15 protein-coding genes are annotated in these 18,644 nt (G+C 69.5%); 3 read left to right on the plus strand and 12 right to left on the minus strand.

What is annotated here, in order from left to right:
- The 12 genes from tuf to GXY15_07855 form a co-directional block, all read right to left on the minus strand.
- Positions 1 to 275 (minus strand): elongation factor Tu (gene tuf, locus GXY15_07800; GenBank protein ID NLV41117.1); only part of this gene is annotated, 275 nt, incomplete at its 3' end.
- Between the two features lie 105 nt (positions 276 to 380).
- Positions 381 to 2,477, minus strand: a complete 2,097-nt coding sequence (fusA, locus tag GXY15_07805; protein NLV41118.1) for an elongation factor G — start codon at positions 2,475 to 2,477, stop codon at positions 381 to 383.
- A gap of 203 nt (positions 2,478 to 2,680) precedes the next feature.
- On the minus strand, positions 2,681 to 3,154 hold the full coding sequence (rpsG, locus tag GXY15_07810) for a 30S ribosomal protein S7 (protein NLV41119.1): 474 nt from the start codon (positions 3,152 to 3,154) through the stop codon (positions 2,681 to 2,683).
- A gap of 80 nt (positions 3,155 to 3,234) precedes the next feature.
- Positions 3,235 to 3,681, minus strand: a complete 447-nt coding sequence (locus tag GXY15_07815) for a 30S ribosomal protein S12 (GenBank protein NLV41120.1) — start codon at positions 3,679 to 3,681, stop codon at positions 3,235 to 3,237.
- A 212-nt stretch (positions 3,682 to 3,893) separates the two neighbouring features.
- The gene (locus GXY15_07820) at positions 3,894 to 5,810 is read right to left on the minus strand and encodes a M23 family metallopeptidase (protein ID NLV41121.1); all 1,917 of its coding nucleotides are present in this window, start codon (positions 5,808 to 5,810) and stop codon (positions 3,894 to 3,896) included.
- Positions 5,807 to 6,958 (minus strand): hypothetical protein, encoded by a 1,152-nt coding sequence (locus GXY15_07825; GenBank protein NLV41122.1) that lies wholly within the window; start codon positions 6,956 to 6,958, stop codon positions 5,807 to 5,809. Before GXY15_07825 ends, GXY15_07820 begins: the two co-directional genes overlap by 4 nt.
- Before the next feature lie 149 nt (positions 6,959 to 7,107).
- Positions 7,108 to 9,210 carry a LysM peptidoglycan-binding domain-containing protein gene (locus GXY15_07830; GenBank protein ID NLV41123.1) on the minus strand — a complete coding sequence of 701 codons (2,103 nt, stop codon included), beginning with the start codon at positions 9,208 to 9,210 and terminating at the stop codon, positions 7,108 to 7,110.
- 277 nt (positions 9,211 to 9,487) lie between these two features.
- Entirely contained in the window at positions 9,488 to 10,699 is a 1,212-nt protein-coding gene (locus GXY15_07835) for a hypothetical protein (protein NLV41124.1), read from the minus strand.
- 189 nt (positions 10,700 to 10,888) lie between these two features.
- The gene (locus GXY15_07840) at positions 10,889 to 12,934 is read right to left on the minus strand and encodes a cation/H(+) antiporter (GenBank protein ID NLV41125.1); all 2,046 of its coding nucleotides are present in this window, start codon (positions 12,932 to 12,934) and stop codon (positions 10,889 to 10,891) included.
- 72 nt (positions 12,935 to 13,006) lie between these two features.
- Positions 13,007 to 15,046, minus strand: coding sequence for a cation/H(+) antiporter (locus GXY15_07845; GenBank protein NLV41126.1), 2,040 nt, complete (start codon positions 15,044 to 15,046; stop codon positions 13,007 to 13,009).
- A 44-nt stretch (positions 15,047 to 15,090) separates the two neighbouring features.
- Positions 15,091 to 15,297: an addiction module toxin, HicA family gene (locus tag GXY15_07850; protein NLV41127.1), complete on the minus strand. Its 207-nt coding sequence runs from the start codon at positions 15,295 to 15,297 to the stop codon at positions 15,091 to 15,093.
- Positions 15,298 to 15,301: 4 nt separating this feature from the next.
- Positions 15,302 to 15,526, minus strand: coding sequence for a type II toxin-antitoxin system HicB family antitoxin (locus GXY15_07855; protein NLV41128.1), 225 nt, complete (start codon positions 15,524 to 15,526; stop codon positions 15,302 to 15,304).
- 158 nt (positions 15,527 to 15,684) lie between these two features.
- On the opposite strand from GXY15_07855, the gene rfbD reads away from it, so the two are divergent.
- Genes rfbD through xerC form a run of 3 tightly spaced genes read left to right on the plus strand, consistent with a single transcriptional unit; the run spans position 15,685 to position 18,479 of the window.
- On the plus strand, positions 15,685 to 16,539 hold the full coding sequence (gene rfbD / locus GXY15_07860) for a dTDP-4-dehydrorhamnose reductase (GenBank protein NLV41129.1): 855 nt from the start codon (positions 15,685 to 15,687) through the stop codon (positions 16,537 to 16,539).
- Positions 16,536 to 17,531, plus strand: a complete 996-nt coding sequence (gene rfbB, locus GXY15_07865; GenBank protein ID NLV41130.1) for a dTDP-glucose 4,6-dehydratase — start codon at positions 16,536 to 16,538, stop codon at positions 17,529 to 17,531. The genes rfbD and rfbB overlap by 4 nt, the downstream gene beginning before the upstream one ends.
- A gap of 42 nt (positions 17,532 to 17,573) precedes the next feature.
- The gene (gene xerC / locus GXY15_07870; protein ID NLV41131.1) at positions 17,574 to 18,479 is read left to right on the plus strand and encodes a tyrosine recombinase XerC; all 906 of its coding nucleotides are present in this window, start codon (positions 17,574 to 17,576) and stop codon (positions 18,477 to 18,479) included.
- The last annotated feature ends 165 nt before the right edge of the window (positions 18,480 to 18,644 follow it).

Below are 18,644 nucleotides of genomic sequence, written 5' to 3' on the forward strand. Positions count from 1 at the left end.
AGGATCGCGCCGTCCATCTGCGCCGCGCCCGTGATCATGTTCTTGATGTAGTCCGCGTGGCCCGGGCAGTCCACGTGCGCGATCGAGATCGTGATCCCGCGCTCGCGCTCCTCCGGCGCCTTGTCAATCATCCCAAAGTCTATCGCCTTCGCCTTGCCAGACTTCGACAGAACCTTCGTGATCGCGCTCGTGAGCGTCGTCTTGCCGTGGTCCACGTGGCCGATCGTCCCCACGTTCACGTGCGTCTTGTTCCGTACAAACTTTTCCTTGGCCATGACGGCTCTCCCTGCTTGCGGCGCCCGGCGCCGCGGGTTGCGTCCCCGGCCCTCCTGGCCGCCGGACCCACACTTTCGATGTCAAAGGCTGTCCGCGCCCCCCGCTCAGAAGCGGAAGGTGCTTCCCATTTTCTCCATGATCTCGTTCGCGACGTTCCTGGGCGCCGCCTCGTACTGGTAGAACTCCATCGCGTACGTGGCGCGGCCCTGGGTCCGCGAACGCAGGTCGTTTGCGTATCCAAACATGCCGGCAAGCGGGACGTAGGCGCGTATGTTCTGCACGCCCGTTTCGCTCTCCATGCCGTCGAGCCTGCCGCGCCTGCGGTCGAAGTCGCTGATCACCTCGCCGGTGTACTCGTCCGGCGTGATCACGTCCACCTTCATCACCGGCTCCAGCAGCTGCGGGTTGGCGCGGGGCGCCGCCTCCTTCACCGCCATGGAGCCCGCGATCATGAACGCCATCTCCGACGAGTCCACCTCGTGGTAGGACCCGAAGGTCAGCGTCACCTTCACGTCCACCATCGGGTAGCCCGTGACGATGCCGCTCTCCAGCGCCTCGCGGCAGCCTTTCTCGACAGCCGGGATGTATTCCTTCGGAATCACCCCGCCCACCGTCTTGTCTTCAAATATGAACCCGGAACCGGGCTCGCCCGCCTCCAGCGTGAGCACCACGTGCCCGTACTGGCCGCGTCCGCCCGTCTGCCGGATGAACCTCTTCTCCACCGTCGCCTTGCCGCGCACCGTCTCCCGGTACGCGACCATGGGCCGGCCGACATTCGCCTCGACCTTGAACTCGCGCTTCAGCCGGTCAACGATGATCTCCAGGTGGAGCTCGCCCATCCCGGCGATGATCGTCTGGCCCGTCTCCTCGTGCACCCGCACCCGGAAGGTCGGATCCTCCTCGGCGAGCTTCGCGAGGGCCTGGGACAGCTTGTCCTGGTCGGCCTTCGTCTTCGGCTCGATCGCGATGTGCACCACGGGCTCCGGAAACGTCACCGGCATCAGCACCACCGGCCTGTCCGCGTCGCAGAGCGTGTCGCCCGTCGTGGTCTGCTTGCACCCGATGACCGCGCCGATGTCGCCCGCCCGGAGCTCCTTGAGGTCCGTGCGCTCGTCCGCGTGCATCTTCAGCAGCCGGCCCAGGCGCTCCTTGCGGCCCGTCCGGGCGTTCACCACCTGGTCCCCGGCCTCCAAGACGCCCGAGTAGACCCGGATGAAGGTCAGGCGGCCCACATGCGGGTCCGTGAGAATCTTGAACGCCAGCGCGGAAAACGGCGCGTCGTCGGAAGCCTTCCGGATCACCTCGCGCTCCTCGTCGTCCGGGTCGGTCCCCACCGTGTCGGGCACGTCCACCGGGCTCGGCAGGTAGTCCACCGCCGCGTCCAGCATCAGGCGCACCCCGCGGTTCCGCAGGGCCGTGCCGCACACGACCGGAAACAGGCGCATCGCCAGGGTCGCCCGGCGGATGGCCGCCTTGATCTCCGCGGCGCTGAGCCCGTCCTCCTCGCTGAGGTAGCGCTCCATGAACGCGTCGTCGGCGTCCGCCACGCACTCCAGCAGCTCGTGCCTGCGCTCCCGCGCCGGCCCGGCCAGGTCCTCCGGAACCTCCGAAACGACCATCTCCGCCGTCGGGCCCTCGCCCTCCCACGTGATCATGCGGAACTCCACAAGGTCCACGATCCCGCCGAAAAGGTCCTCGGCGCCGACCGGCATCTGCAGCGGCACGGCGTTCGCGCCGAGGCGCGCGCGCATGGTCGCCACCGCCCGGTCGAAATCCGCGCCGACACGGTCCATCTTGTTGATGAAGGCGATGCGGGGGACGTGGTAGCGGTGCGCCTGGCGCCAGACGGTCTCGGACTGGGGCTGAACCCCCGCGACGGCGCAGAAAACGGCCACCGCGCCGTCGAGCACCCGCAGGCTCCGCTCCACCTCGGCGGTGAAGTCAATGTGCCCGGGCGTGTCGATGATGTTGACGTGGCAATCCCTCCACTCGCACGCTGTGGCGGCGGAGGTGATCGTTATACCGCGCTCCCGCTCCTGGTCCATGTAGTCCATGGTCGCCGCGCCGTCATGGACTTCGCCCATGCGGTGCAACCGGCCGGAGTAGTACAAGACACGTTCCGTGACGGTGGTCTTGCCGGCGTCAATGTGGGCCATGATGCCTATGTTGCGCATGTTCTCTATGGGAAGTTTTCTTGGCACGTCCGTCGCTCTCTTCACCCTTGCGGGGCTTGCGGCAGGCTTCCTTCAGTTCTCCCCGCAGGCATCGCGCCTCAGGCATCCGGCTTCACGCTCGCTCTGATTCAACTTTCCGTTGCATGCAGAGGCGCGGGCCCGGGGAAAACTCTCCGGCCGCTCACTCCGCCTCGAATATTGTCAGCAAATTCCTCATCACTGTCCGTTTGTCAGAACCGGAAATGCGCGAACGCCTTGTTCGCCTCCGCCATCCGGTGCGTGTCGTCCTTGCGCTTCATCGTCGCGCCCTGCTTGTTGTAGCAGTCCAGAAGCTCGCCCGCCAGCCGCTCGCGCATCGTCTTCTCGCCCCGCTTCCGGGCGAACTCGATGATCCAGCGGAAGGAAAGGGCCGTGCGCGTCGCAGGCGCGATCTCGACCGGCACCTGGTACGTCGCGCCGCCGATGCGCCGCGATTTCACCTGGAGCAGGGGCTTGGCATTCTCGATCGCGGCGGCGAACACCAGATGGGGCTCCTCGTTCGGAACCTTGGCCTTGATGATCTCGAAGGCGCCGTACACGATGGACTCGGCAATGCTCTTCTTGCCGCAGATCATGACGGTGCTGATGAACTTGGCCACCAGCGTGCTGCCATATTTCGGATCGCCGAGGGGAACCCGTTTCTCAGGTACTCTGCGTCTTGCCATCTGTTGCCTTCGCCCTGTGGCGCCCTGCGCCGGTTTATGCCCAAGGCCGGGCCCAAGCGGCCCGCGCCCGTGGTCTCACATCATTTCTTCTTCTTGGCGTCTCCGCCCTTCTTGGGCCGCTTCACGCCGTACTTCGACCGGCTCACCCAGCGGCCGGCATGGACCTTCTTGCCGCCCTGGTCCTTCTCGCTCGCCGTCCCGCCCAGGTCGCCCGCCGCGTCCAGCACCCCGCGGATGAGGTGGTAGCGCACGCCCGGAAGGTCCTTCACGCGGCCGCCGCGGATCATCACCTGCGAGTGCTCCTGCAGGTTGTGCCCGACGCCCGGGATGTACACCGTCACCTCCATGCCGTTCTTCAGCCGGACGCGCGCCACTTTGCGCAGCGCCGAGTTCGGCTTCTTGGGCGTCATGGTGAAGACGCGCGTGCACGTGCCCGACGCCTGCGGGCTCGCCTTGAGCGCGGGGGACTTCGTCTTCGAAGTCATCTTCTCGCGGCAGTTTCTCACCAGCTGGTTGATCGTAGGCAAAACTTCTCTCCCTGGGGGCTAAGTCTGGATTCTCCGCCGCCGGCGCGCCGGTGGGGAGGCGCACCCGCACGGTGCGACACACGGCACCGCCATGCGACAACGGAGGAGTAGCATAGCATATTTTCCCCCCCGAGTCAACAAACAAGCGCCCTTATTTTGCCCCCGCGCCCCCGGAAACGGGAAGCCGGGAAAGCGCGGGGCCGCAGCCCGGGCTACCGGCCCCCAACCACGACACGCCGCGCGAATTCCGCCCGGTTCCCCGCCCCGTCCTCCACCCGCAGCGTGAGCGTCTGCGGGCCCGGCGGCAGATCCTCGTCCCGCTCCCAGACCACCCTTCCGTCATCCGCGTCGTAGGCGCTCAGAAGCCACTGGTCCCCGCAGCGCAGCGACCACGCGGCCACGCCGCTTCCCGCGTCGGAAACCGTGGCAACCACCCGGGGCCTGCGCGTCTGGGTGACCGCGCCGTCCTCCAGCGCCCAGTCGCGCAGCCGGGGCGCCGCGGTGTCCTCGTCCACCGCGAAAGTCCCCAGCCCGTCAACGGACGCTTCCACCGAAGCGCCCGCCACCCGGCCGCCGATCCACCGCCGCCCTTTGTCCGTAACGCTCACAATCCCCGCGCGCCGCGGGTCCGGCACGCCCGCGGGCACGGGAAGCGCCAGCAGGGGCGCCTCTGCGAAGGGCGCGCCGCCGGGGGCGGCCGCCATGCCGCCGGAGGCCCACACCAGCGTCGTCCCGAAGGGCGCCCCGCGCGGAATGTCGAGGCGTCCGCCCCCCTCCAGGGGAAGCGCCAGCGCGCCCCCCCGGGACACCCGGTGCGGCGCAACCGCGAAGGCCTTGAGCCGCGGGTGCGTCACCCGGAGGCGGTGCGCCCCGTCGGCCGCGGGCGCCCAGCCCAGGTGAAACACCGCCGGACCCGTCCGCAAGAACGGCGCCTGCCGGGCCCCGTCCGCCCCCTCCAACTCCAGCAGCGGGGCCTCCGGCTCCGGCGCGGGGAACCGCGCCTCCAGACTCAGCCACGCGCCCAGACTGCGCGCCGTCACCTGCCCCGCCCCCCTGTTTTCCGCCTTTTCCGGCGCGGGAGACTCCCCCGCATCCCCGGGCAGCAGGGACACCGCGATTTCGGCGCGGTTCCCCATGAAATCCGCCAGCTCCACCACCGCCTCGCGGGCCTCCTCCCCGACATCCACCCACCCGTCCCCTGGAACCGGCAGAACGCATCCGCTGCGGTTGTCCGGCCACCGCCACAGCAGCAGGAAGCGTCCCAGGTCCCCAAGATAGGGGTGATACATGACTGCATTATGCCTGTATTGCGAATAAGACAGTGCATCGTACTGGACGACATGCCGCTCCTCGCCGCCCACCGCCAGCCGCACGCGGTGCGCGCCCAGCCGCGGCCCGTCGGGCTCCGGGTCCGTGTATTCCACCCCCAGGCCGACCGGCCCGCGCACCCGCACCGGCGGGCACGCATGGCGCCCCGAGGCGTCCTTGCGCAGGGGAAACACGGCGGGCGCGGGCGCGCCGTTCACCCGGGAATCCGGCCCCGCCGGACAGACCAGCAGCCTCGCCGGGCGCGGGGGCGTGGCATCCTCCCAGGTGAGGCCGAGAGTCGCCGGATTCACGGCGCGGTTGGCGGCGTCGCGCACCTCGAAATGCAGGTGCGCCGGCCCCGAACCCGTGTCGCCGCTCCTGGCGATCACCTGGCCCCTGCGCACCGGAAACCGGTCCGGAGGGAAGGTCAGGTCCACGGCATAGCGGGCGGCGGCGTGCTGTTTCGCCCGCACCTCCGCCGCGAGTTCCTCATGGTATTCCGACAGGTGCCCGTAGATCACCGTGTGGCCGCTGTCGAGCCGAAGGTAGAGGGCCCGGCCATACCCCCACGCGGAGCAGCGCACGCGGCTCACATGCCCGTCGCCCGCCGCCAGCACCGCCTTCCCCGTCGCCCCCCCCGTGCGCAGGTCAATGCCCATGTGAAACCGCCCGCCCCGGTCCTCCCCAAAACTCCCCGAAAGGCGCCGCGGCAGCTCCAGGGGCCACGCCCAGCCGTCCTCCGCCGCCGGGGCGGCCGCGCCGAGCAGGAGGCCCGCCGCCAGCACGAGACCCGGCGCAAGACCCCGCAGGAAGCCCGTCACCGGGGCTTCCGGGCGCTCCCGCCGCCGGCGGGCGCGGATTCCTGCGGTTTCCGGGTGTCCGCGGCGGACGCGTCCACGCCGAGCAGGCGCAGCGTGCGCTCCAACTGGATGAATATCTTCGTCCGGTCCGGATCGTTGACGATGGGCTCGATGAAATCGTTCACCACGTCCTCCGTCTTCATCCCCTCCAGAATCTGGCGGATACGGGCTTTCGCGTCGTCAAAGGAGACCGACTGCTCGTCCGACGTTTCCACCAGCCGAACCACATGCACGCCGTACTGGCTGCGGAAGACCTGGCTGATTTCCCCCGGCTTCATGCCGCGGACGACCTCCGCAAAGAACGGGGGAAGCTGCTCCGCCGGAACCAGGCCCATGTCCCCGCCCTCGGCGGCGTCGGCGGCCTCCGACATGTCCCGCGCCACCACCTCGAACTTCTCCCCCGCCAGCACCCGCGCCCGGGCCCGGTCCCCCAGGGCCTCCGCGGTCTTCCAGGCGGCCTCGTCGGCCTTCTGGACCGACGGCTTCGGCCGGAAAAGCATCTGGCTGATGCGCACCCCGCCCGGCTGCTTGAAGGCCTCCGGCCGCTTGTCGAAGAACTCCCGGACCTCCTTGTCCGTCACCGCCCCGCCGCGCTCCTTCTGCAGCGCGCGGGCCGCCTCAATCTCCAGCAGCTGCCGGCGGATGCTCTCCCGCGCCTCCTCCCGCGTCTGTCCCGCCAGGGTGAGCACCTCCTGCTCCGTGGCAGTGGCCTTCCCCGCCGCCTTCAGCTCCTCCGTGAACTGCTTGAGTTTCTCCGTGTAGGCCTTGTCCACCTCGCCCTCGGGCGCCTTGAGCCCCCGGCGCGCCGCCTCCTTCACCAGAATCTCCCGGCGGATCAGCTCGCCCAGCGTCGTCAGCCCGATCCGCACCCGGTCCTCGTCCCCCAGCGCCTTCTGTCCGGCAAACCGGGACACCTCGGCCACGTGCCGCTCGTAGGTCCGCAGGAAATCCTCCCGGTCCACCGGCACGCCCTCCACAATCGCCACCGGACCGTCCGGCGTGGACCGCTCCACAATGTCCATCTTGGAAAGGTCCGGGGCCTGCGCCGCGCCCCCCCCCGCCAGCAGGGCGAAAACCGCCGCCAAAACCACTGCATGCCTGCTCGTCATGAATCGTTCTCCACCCGCCGGAAAGCCCGGCGGCACCGTGTTTCCCTTGGAAAAAACAGCACGCCCGGAGTCCCCCGCGCCGCTGCGCGGGGGAACTCCGGGCCAAATGCTACCACAACCCCGGCGGCCCGCCCCAGCGGGCGCCCCGGTCACCGGCTCTCGAAGACCGTGACCGTGTCGCCGACCTTCAGCACCGGCGTCGTCTTCCAGCCGTTCCAGGTGAAAAGGTCCTTCACCGAAACGCCGTATTTGCGGGCGATCACCGTGGGGTTCTGGCCCGCCGCCACCTTGTGGGCGATCTTCCGGCCCTGGTCGGTCTCCGCCTTTGCCACCGCCACCTCCTGCCCGCCGTCCCCGGCCCCCGCGGGCACCTCCGTGCGCACCATCAGCTCCTGGCCCGCCTTCAGCACCGACTTGTTCGTCAGCTTGTTCAGGGCCATCACGTCCTTGAGCGCAACCTTGTGGCGCGCCGAGATGGACGACAGCGTCTCGCCCCGCCGCACGACATGCTTGATGGTCACCTGCTCGGTGGCGGCGGAGGCGGCCGGCGCCGCCTTCGCGGTCGTCTCCGCCGGGGCGGCGTCCCGGGCCCGCGCCACCACCAGCCGGTCGCCCACATGGAGCGTCGAGCGCGGCGTCAGGTTGTTCGCCCGCAGCAGTTCGCCCACCTCCATCTCGTACATCTTGGCGATGACGGCCGGGTACTCCCCCTTCCTGACCACATGGTGCGACGGCGAATCCTCCGATTTGGAGGCCGGCGCGGGGGCGGCCGTCTTCCCCACCACCAGTTTCTGCCCCACCCGGATCACGGGATTCTTGCCCAGGCCGTTCCACTCCTGAAGGCTGGCCAGGGAAACCTTGTACTTCCGGGCGACCCCCGCCGGCGTGTCCCCCTTCCGGACCGTGTGGGTGGCCGTGGCCTCGGCGCGGCGCCCCTCGGGCGCGGGCGCGGACTCCGCCGCCCGCTCCGCGGACGGGTCGGATCCCGCCAGCATCTCGCGCAGCTCGCTGCCGCCCCGCGCGGACACGCCGGGAATCACCAGGGTCTGGCTCACCGAAAGACGGTTCGCCGACTTGAGCTTGTTCTCCCTGGCGATGGCCTGCACGCTCACGCCGTATTTCCGGGCGATGGTCGCCAGGGTCTCCCCCTTCCGGACCCGGTGCGTCGCGTTCCCGCCGGCAAGCATCACGTCCTTGGGCGACGACTTCATGGGGGTCATGCCCCGGAGCGCCGTCTGGAAACGCTCCAGGTCCCGCGCCGGCACGTGCACCGTGATTCCGCCCGAGGGCGGGGTCACGCCCCGGATCAGCGCCGGGTTGTGATGGGAAAGCGTGCCCGGGGCGTAGCCCAGCGCCTCGTCCAGCTTCGCCAAAGAGTACATCCCCTCCACCTGCACCGGCGCCAGGTCGTCGGGGGTGGCCGGGCACTTTTCAAACCCGTACTTCTCCAGGTCGCGGGTGACCACCATGTACGCCAGCATCCGGGCGTAGTACTTCTTCGCCTCCAGCTTGATCCGGTCGCTCGCCGGCGGCGTGCTGATGAGCCGCCAGATGTCCCGCTCGCCCCCGTTCGCCTCCATCGCGCGGCTCAGGCCGCCCTCCCCCATGTTGTACGCCGTGACCGCGTGGGCCCAGCTCCCCTCGAAATAGTCGTGCAGCGCCGTCAGATAGCCAATGGCCGCGTCGGTGGACCGGGGCACGTCAAACCGCTCGTCCACGTAGTGGTCTATGCGCAGCTTGAACCGCCGGCCCGTCGTCGTCATGAACTGCCACATGCCGCAGGCCCCCGCCGGCGACTTCGCCTCCGGCCGGTACATGCTCTCCACCATGGCCAGATACACCAGGTCCTCCGGCATCCCCGCCTCCCGGAGACGGCCCCGAAGGTAGGCGTCGTACTTCGCCCCGCGTTCCAGGCCGCGCTGGAACGTCTTCGGGTACTTGGTGGTCAGTTCCGCAATCTCGCGCTGCACCGGCGCGGGAAGGGGGTCCGGCACCGCCAGGGGAGAGTATGTGCGCACGCCGGGGGCGGCGCCCTCCCCCTCCGGCTCCACCGGCGCAAGCTCCGTCGCGCCCACCTCCGCGCGCGGGGCCGGCTTGAAATGCGCCACCGCGCGCTGGACACCCGTGCTCTGGCACCCTGTCGTGTACAGCAGCAAGAACACCGCCATCACCGCCGCCGCCAGACCAACACTGCGGGAACGCTCCGTTCCCGGCAGACGGTCCCTGACCGTGCTCCGTGTTGCCTCGGGCATGAGACCTCCTGTGACCGTTCGAGGAAATGGGCCCGCCGCTCCGCGCGACACACCCTCGTACCCCGGGGTTCGTGCCAAGGACACGGCGGCCCGCAAGCCGACCGTGCAGACTCCCTATCTTCGTAAAGGACCTTCAGGGGTGTGCTTTCCCGCCAAGCCCGGCGGCCACACGGCAAGGTCCAGCGGTGCAGTTTACACCACATGTTGTGGTTTGTCAACCATTATCCCCCGAATGCGGGGGAATGAACTGTTTTATGTCTCACAATCCGGCCCGGAGTCAGCGCGCTGCGGTGGCGTTTAGCGCCCGCGCCACGCGCCGGATCTGCGCCTCCGTGATCCCGTCGAAAAAGGGCGCCGCCAGGGCGTGCGGATACACGTCCACCACGTTCGGGCAGTCCGCCCGGTGCAGATACCGCGCGCACTCATCGGCAATCTCGTCCTCCACCGCCGCATCCACCCAGCGCCGCAGCAGGAGCCGGGTCCGCACGGGCGCGGCGCGCCGGGGCAGCAGGGCCACACAGAAATACCAGGCGGACGCCGCCCCCTCCAGTTCCTCCTGAAGGCGGATTTCGGGGCGCAGCAGCGACCGGAGCAGCCCCGCCAGGGCGCGGCGGCGTTCCAGCCGCGCGGGGAGGGTCTCCAGTTTCAGCGTGCCCAGGACGGCCTGCATGGCCGTGTAGCGCAGGTCGCCCGAGGGCACGGACTGGCGGCTGCGGTAGGCCCGGCCGACCCAGTCCTTGACCGCCGGAAAACTCATGAGGGCCAGCACCGGCCACGCCATCGCGGTGCGCATCATCAGGCGCTCCTTCCGCGCGGCGGCCGCCTTCTGGAGAAAGACGGACGGGTCGTACCGGCAATGGGCGGTCTTTTCGCGGATGAACCGGACCAGGTCCGGGTCATGGCTGACGACCATGCCGCCGCCGTAGGTGTTGACCGGCTTGGTCGGCTCGAAGCTGTAGAAGCCGGCATACCCGAAGGACCCTGTCTGCCGCCCGTGCAGCGTGGCGCCCAGGGAATGGGCGCAGTCCTCGACCACCGCGACGCCCCGCGCGTCCGCCTCGGCGGCGATGATGTCCACCGGCGCGGGGTTCCCAAAGGCGTGCAGCACAATCACGGCCCTGGTCCGCGGCGTGTACCGCGCGCGGACCGATTCGGGGGTGACGTTGAGGGTGCGCAGGTCCACGTCCGCCGGGACAACCGCCGCCCCCGTGCCCTGCACCAGGGGAATCAGGTCCTTGAGGGTGTAGGCCGGCACAATGACCTCGTGGCCGGGGCCGACGCCGATGTGCTCCAGAATCAGCCGCATGCCCTGGCGGCCCGAGGCCAGCGCCGCGGCCGAGGGCACGCCCACAAACCGGGCCACATGCTCCTCGAACTCGGCGACCACCGAGGGGGCCGTCAGCGCCAGGGGTTCCGTGTCGCGCCCGATGCGCTTCCACTCGTCCGGCAGGGTGTCGGCCCAGCGCCGGGGCAGCAGGGGCATTCTCATGGCTTTTTCCCGAAGTAGAACCGGATATCCCGGAGGTCTTGCGCCACCGCGCCCGGAAGCCCCGCGAGCCGCCCAACGTTGCCAAGACTGTCCAAGATTCCAGCCAATGCGCGCCTGCCTGCCGCTTCGCGGCGTGGTCCCCTCCCCCCGCAGAGTGTGGCACGCCCGCCGCACGCGCCGCAAACCAGCCTACTCTCCCCCGCCGTCCTCCGCCCGCAGCCGCAGCAGCTCCCGCGCCTCAACCAGCTGTTTCTCATCGCCAAGCAGCAGGACGCGGTCGCCCGCCGCCAGCCGCAGGCCGGCGCCCGGGCTCACAATGCTGGCCCCCACGCGCTCGACCCCGATGACGCTGGCCCCCGTGCGGGCGCGCAGGTCCGTCTCCCCCAGGAGCATCCCGGCGGCCCGCGCCTCCGCGGTGATCTCCACCGTCTCCAGATGCGCCCGCCGCAGCAGGGTCGGCATCTCCTGGCGCCGCGTCTCCTCCAGCGGCTCGGCGAACATCTCGCGCAGCATAAGCTGGCCCCGCGCATAGACGCGGATGAAGGGCTCCCGCATGAAGAGCGTGATGACCGCCGCGACACCGACCAGAAAGGCCAGCATCGGCCAGGGCGGCAGGATCAGCGCGCTCAGCATGAGCAGCCAGAAAAAGGCCACCACGGTGCCCGACGCAGCCACCATCCCCGTCACAATGGAGCGGAACGCCGTCACCTGCCCCGGCGCCACCCCCCGGGGCACCGCCATCTCCGCCAAGATCATGCCCACCGCCCGAAACTTGCGCACCACCGCCACCCAGAACGGCAGCACCAGCAGCAGCGCCCCGAACCAGCACAGGGCGTTCACGCCCCCCGTCCACGGGGGAAGAGCGCTCCACCAGCCCGGCTGACCGTGAAAGCGCCCCGCCAGCCCCGCCGCCGCGATGAACACCCCCGCCGAGACCACCAGGTTGGCGAAAATCTGAAACAGGGACCGGCGCAACACCCGGAGCACCGCGTTCCCGGCGGGGGTGCCCCTTCCCAGGGAGGAAAGCCACTGGGAATAGGCCAGCAGGGCCGTCAGCAGGGGCCGGGGGGTCATCTGCTCAATGCGGTCCGCGATCCAGCCCGACCGCGGCACCAGCAGCGCCGAGGAGAGCATGGTCACCGCCGACACGGACACCACCACAGGGTAGAGAAAGTCGTCAATCACGCCCAGCCGCGACCCCAGCGCCGCGATGATGAACGAGAACTCGCCGATCTGCACCATGCTCAGCCCCACCCGCACCGCCGTCCGCGGCGTGTGCCCCGAAAGCACCGTGCCCAGCGCCATGACAAAGGACCGGCCGAAGAACGCGACCAGAGACACCACCGCCACCGCGCGCCAGTGCTCCAGAAAGTCCGCCGGGTTGATCAGCATCCCCACGGAAACGAAGAAAATCGCCGCGAAGAGGTCCCGCACCGGCATCAACAGCGGCAGCACCCGGTGGTTCTCCCGCGCCTCCGCCACCAGCGTCCCCGCCACAAAGGCCCCCAGCGCCGTGCTGAACCCCGCCCGCTCCGCCAGCAGCGCCCCCGCGCAACAGATGCCCAGCGTGCCTGTCAGCAGCAGCTCCCGGTTCTGACGGCGGCTTAACCGCCGCACCACCGGCGGGACCACGAAAAGGCCCACCAGCACCGCCGCCGCCAGCAGGGCCGTCAGCCTGCCCAGCGTCACCACCGTCCGCGCGAGGGAGAACGTGCGGGTCAGCGCCAGACCGGAAAGGAGCCCCAGCATGAGCGTGCCCAGGATGTCGTCAAAAATGGACACCCCCATGGCCACCTGGGCGTGGGGGGACCGCTCCTCGCCGCGCTCCGTCAGGGTGGCCACCAGAAAGGTGCTCGACGTGATGGAAAGCATGGCCCCCAAGAAGACGGAGTTCATGGCGGACCAGCCGAAGAACTGGCCGAGGTGGTAGCCCACCCAGAGCATCAGCCCAATTTCGAGTGCCGCCGTCAGCCCCGCCCCGAAGCCCACCCGCACCAGCCGGCGCAGGTTGAACTCCAGCCCCACGCAGAAAAGCAGGAAGACCACCCCCAGGTCGGAAAGGGTCTGGATCGCCGCCCGGTCCGCCACCAGCGGAAACTGGGGCATGTTCGGCCCCACCAGCACCCCCGCGAGGATGTAGCCCAGCGCCACCGGAAGCCCGATCCGGTGGAAAAGCACCGACACACACCCCGCCGTCACCATCACAACGGCCAGACTGTACAGCAGTGTTTCCATCAAAGTGTCATCCGCGCCCCTTCCCCCGGCCATCTTGGCAGGGTTCCCCCGAAAAATGCAAGCCCCTCCCGGCTACGCCTCCCCGTCCGCCGCCGCGCGCAGCAGGTCCCGCGCCGCGGCCAGCTGCGCCTCGTTCCCCATCAGCAGCACCCGGTCTCCCGCCTCCAGCCGCAGGTCGGCGCCCGGGCTCACGATGCTGGCGCCCGACCGGTCCACGCCGATGACATTGGCCCCCGTGTGGGCGCGCAGGTTTGTCTCGCCGAGGAGCATGCCCGCCGCGCGCGCCCCCGCGGGGACCTCCACGGTCTCCAGGCGCGCGCGGCGCAGCAGGGTCGGCATCTCCTGGCGGTGGAACTCCTCGAGGGGCTCGGCGAACATCTCGCGCAGCATGAGCTGCCCCCTGGCGTAAATGCGGATGAAGGAGTCCCTCAGGAGAAAAGTGATCCCCGCCGCCACTGCGGCCAGAAACGCCAGCATGGGCCAGGGCGGCAGGATCAGCGCGCTCAGCATCAGCAGCCAGAAGATGGAGATGACCGTGCCCGACGCCAGCACCACGCTGGACACGATGGACCGCGAGGAGGGCACCTGCCCCTGCGCCACCCCGCTGGGCACCGCCATCTCCGCCAGGATCATCCCCACCGCCCGCAACTTGCGCACCACCGCCACCCAGAACGGCAGCACCACCAGCAGCGCGCCGAACCAGAACACCGTGTTGATCCCGCCGGTCCACGGCGGCAGCGCTGTCCACCAGCCCGCCCGCCCGTGGAACCGCCCCGCCAGCCCGGCCGCCCCGATGAAGATGCCCGCCCCCACCAGCAGATTGATGAAGATTTGCAGCAGCGACCGCCGCAGCACCAGACGGACCGCGTCCGGCACCGGCGACGCCACGCCGAGCGACCCCAGCCACTGCGAATAGGCCATGACCGCCGCCAGCAGCGGCTGCGGGGCCGCCCGCTGCACCCGGTCGCTGATCCCCTCGGCCCCCCGCATGAGCAGCGAACTGGCAAGCATCGTCAGGGCGGAGACCGCCACCGCGACCGGGTAGAGAAAGGCGTCAATCACTTTCAGCTGCAGGCCCAGTGTGGCGATGATGAAGGAGAACTCCCCGATCTGCGCCATGTTGATGCCCACCCGCACCGCCGTGCGCGGGGAATGGCCCGACAGCATCGTGCCCGCGAAAATGGCCGCCGCCCGGCCCACCAGCGTGACCAGCGCGATCACCAGCGCGGCCCCCCAGTGCGCCAGCAGCTCCTCCGGCCGGATCAGCATCCCCACGGACACAAAGAAGATGGCCGAAAACATGTCCCGCACCGGGGACATCAGCGGCATGATCCGGTGGTTCTCCCGCGCCTCCGCCACCAGCGTCCCCGCCACAAAGGCCCCCAGCGCCGTGCTCAGCCCCGCCTGCTCCGCCAGCAGCGCCCCGGCGCAGCAGATGCCCAGCGTCGCCGTCAGCAGCAGCTCGGAACTCCGCCGCCGGCTGAACCGCCGCACCAGCGGCGGCACCACGAACAGCCCCGCCAGCAGCCCCGCCGCCAGCAGCGCCGTCAGTTTGCCCAGCGCCAGCGCCGCGCCGCCAAAGGTGACCGCCTGGCTCACCGCGATGCCCGACAGCACGCCCAGCATCACCGCGCCCAGGATGTCCTCAAAGATGGCGACCCCCGTGGAAAACTGCGCGTGGGCCGCGCGCTCCTCCCCCCGGTCCGCCAGAATCTTCACCAGGAACATGCTGGAGTTAATGGAGAGCATGGCCCCCAGGAAGACGCCGTCCATGGCCGACCAGCCGAAAAACCGGGCGACATGGTAGCCCAGCCACAGCATCAGGCCGATTTCCAGCGCCGCCGTCAGCCCCGCCCCGATCCCCACCCGCGCCAGCCGCCGCAGATTGAACTCCAGCCCCACGCAGAACAGCAGGAACACAATCCCCAGTTCCGACAGCCCCTCAATGGCATCCTGCTCCACCGCCAGCGGAATCTGCGGCGTCCCCGGCCCGATCAGCACCCCCGCCAGAATGTACCCCAGCGCCACCGGAAGCCCGATCCGGTGGAAAAGCACCGAGACACACCCCGCCGTCACCATCACCAGCGCCAAGTTGTAAAGAAGTGTGTGCATCCGGCTCCCGGCCCCCTGGGTATTCGCGGCGGGGACAAACACCGCTAGGCGTCAAATTCGCTCCACTCGAGCCCCGCCTGCTGAAGGATCCGCCCCACCACGGAGACGGCGACATCCTTGCCGTGCATGGGGACAATCACCGTGTACATGGTGCCGCCCCGTTCACGGCGCAGCTTGAGATGGCTGCCGCGCTGGGAAACCCGCCTGAAGCCCAAACGCTCCAGCCGCTGGACGATCTCCCGGGCAGTCATCGGTCTAGGAGGCAAAGGCAACCTCGACCTCACGGGCATGCGCCTCGCCGCATTCCGGCAGTTCCACCCCCGGCACATCCTCGAAATACAGCTCGATGGCCTCTTTCAGGTTCTCCAAGGCTTCTGCCTCGGTGTCTCCCTGGCTCGCTATGCGCACTGCCGGGCAATCCGCGACATACACGTCGCCTTCTTTCCAAGTGAGCGCCGCCAGCCGAACTCGATGCTCCATTTCCTTGTCTCCTGTGCCAGCGTTGTCCCGTGCAGCTTCAGTTTAACACAAACCGAATACCGGGCGTTCCCGCGGGCGTCCCGCTTGCAGGGCCGGTCCGGGCGTGTTAGGATGGGCGCAAGGCCCCGTTTGTCGCGGGGCGGAAGGAGTGCTGCGCGATGCGCGTGATGATTCTGGGCTCGAAGGGGCAGTTGGGCCGCGAGCTGGCGGCCCGCTACCACCGGCGCGCCCATGTGCTGCCCCTGGACCTGCCGGCCTTCGACATCGGCGACCCGGCCCAGGTCCGCGAGGCCTTCACAGATTTCCCGCCGGACCTCGTGGTGAACGCGGCGGCCTTCACGGACGTGGACGGCGCGGAGTCGAACCGGGAGGCGGCATTTCGCGTCAATGTGACGGGGGCCTTCAACGTGGCGTCCGAGGCGGAGCGGGTCGGCACACGTCTGGTCTACTACTCGACGGATTTCGTGTTTGACGGCCAGTCCCCGGATCCGCTGGCGGAGGAGGCGCCCGTCAGGCCGGAATCCCCGCTCGGGGTCTACGGCTTCACAAAGTGGCTGGGCGAGCTGGCGTCGCGGCGGGCCTCGCGCCACCTCATCCTGCGCACTGCCTGGCTCTACGGCCCGGGCGGCAACAATTTTGTGGAGAAGATCCTCGCGGCGGCGGCCTCGCGGACCGAGCTGCGCGTGGTGGCCGATGAGACGGGCTGCCCCACGCACACCTGGGACCTGGCGGAGGCCACGGAGGCCCTGTGCGACGCGGAGGCCGCCGGCCTGTTCCATGTGGTCAACACAGGATACTGCTCCCGGGCGGAATTCGCCCAGGCCATCCTCCGGATGGCGGGGTCCCCGGCACGCGTGGTTCCCTGCCGGTCCCGCGAGTTCCCCACAACGGCGCGGCGGCCCGCGCGCGCGGTGCTCGACACGGCGAAATACACGCAAACCACCGGACGCCCCCTGCGCGGGTGGATCGAGGCCCTGGCGCACTACATGGAGCGGAGAAAGGCGGCGGAATGAAAAAGATCCTGGTCACCGGCGGCGCGGGCTTCATCGGGTCCGCCTTCGTCCGCCTCCAGCTCCGCGACTACCCGGACGTCCACATTGTCACCTACGACAAGCTGACCTATTCAGGCAACCTGGACAACCTGCGCGACGCGGACCCGGCGCGCCACACCTTCGTCCGGGGCGACATCGCCGACCCGGACACCCTCGGCCCCGCCCTGGAGGGCTGCGACGCCGTGGTCAACTTTGCCGCAGAGAGCCATGTGGACCGCAGCCTGAACGGCGCGGCGGACTTCATCGCCACGAACGTCGCCGGGGTGAACACGGTGCTCGACCAGGCCCGCCGCGCGGGCGTCGGCCGGGTGCTGCTGGTCTCCACGGACGAGGTCTACGGCAGCATTGACGAGGGGGCCTTCCGCGAGACGGACGCGCCCCACCCGCGCAACCCCTACGCCGCCAGCAAGGCGGCGGGCGAGCTCTTCGGCACGGCGCACCGGGAGACCTACGGCCTGCACGTCGTCACCACGCGCGGCTCGAACACCTACGGCCCCTACCAGTATCCGGAAAAGGTGCTGCCCCTCTTCGTGACCAACGCCCTCGACGGCCAGCCCCTGCCCCTCTACGGCGACGGCATGAACGTCCGCGACTGGCTTTATGTGGACGACCATTGCCGGGGCATTGACACGGCCCTGCGCAAAGGCGCGCCGGGGGAGGTCTACAACATCCCCGGCGGCAACGAGCGGCACAACATCGCGCTGACCCGGCGCATCCTGGAGCTGACGGGGCGCGACGAGACCCTGATCCGCCCCGTGGCGGACCGGGTCGGCCACGACCGCCGCTATGCCATTGACGGCGCGAAACTCCGCGCCCTGGGCTGGGCGCCGCGGATGGACTGGGACGAGGGGATCGCCCTGACCGTCCAGTGGTACCGGGACAACGAGTGGTGGTGGCGGAAGATCAAGTCGGGCGAGTTCCGCGAGTACTACCGCCGCCAGTACGGGCTCTGACACGGGGGGCGCGCCGTGTCCACCCTGGAAGTCCTGCACTTCATGAACCACCTGAAGGCGGAGCGCAACTGCTCCCGCCACACCCTGCGCGCCTACCGCAACGACCTCAACCAGTTCTGCGACTTCCTCGAGAACGGCGCGGCCGCCTTCCGGCGCGAAGGCGGCGATCCGCGCCCCGCCGCCTCGCTGGACGTGATGCGCGCGGCGGACCGCAACGACGTCCGGTCGTTCCTCGCCCATGTCCAGACCTCCGGCGGGTCCGCCCGCACCGCCGCGCGCAAGCTCGCCGCCATCCGCACGGCCTACCGCTTCTTCGTGCGCGTCGGGCTCATGGAGGCCAACCCCGCCCAGGCCGTGAACGCCCCCAAACTGCCCAAGGGCCTGCCGGACGTGCTGTCCATCCCGGAGGTCGCCGCGCTGGTCGAGGCCCCCGACCTGTCGGAACCCCTCGGCGTCCGCGACCGCGCCGTGCTGGAGACGCTCTACTCCAGCGGCCTACGCGCCGCCGAACTGGTCGGCCTGCGCTTTGAGGATGTGGACTTCGACCACGCCATGCTCCGCGTGCTCGGCAAACGGAACAAGGAGCGCATCGTCCCCGTCGGGTCCGTGGCCCTCGCCGCGCTGCGGGAGTACCTCGCCGCGCGGCCCGCCCTCGGCGCTCCGGAGCACCCCTTCCTCTTCGTGAACCACCGGGGCGGCAGACTCACCACCCGCAGCGTCCAGCGCATCCTCGAAAAGTATGTGCGCATGATCCTCCCCGCCCGCCGCGAGGTGTCCCCCCACACCCTCCGCCACACCTTCGCCACCCACATGCTCGACGCCGGCGCCGACCTCCGCGTGGTACAGGAACTCCTCGGCCACGCCAGCCTCTCCAGCACCCAGATCTACACCCACGTCAGCCTCGAACGCCTCCGGCAGGTCTACCGCGACGCCCACCCGCATGCGTAGGGTCTAGGGTCTAGGGTCTAGGGTTTAGGGTCTAGGGTCTAGGGGCTGGGGGCTGGGGGCTAGGGGCTAGCAGCCCGTGGCAAAAGGCTGAATTGAGCGGACCATGTTGAGGTGGTTCCATGCGGGCGTTTCTGGGCGTGTCGTGTGGCGGTGTTTCCTGCGGGG

This window comes from Candidatus Hydrogenedentota bacterium (genome assembly GCA_012730045.1).
Classification (GTDB): Bacteria; Hydrogenedentota; Hydrogenedentia; order Hydrogenedentales; family CAITNO01; genus JAAYBR01.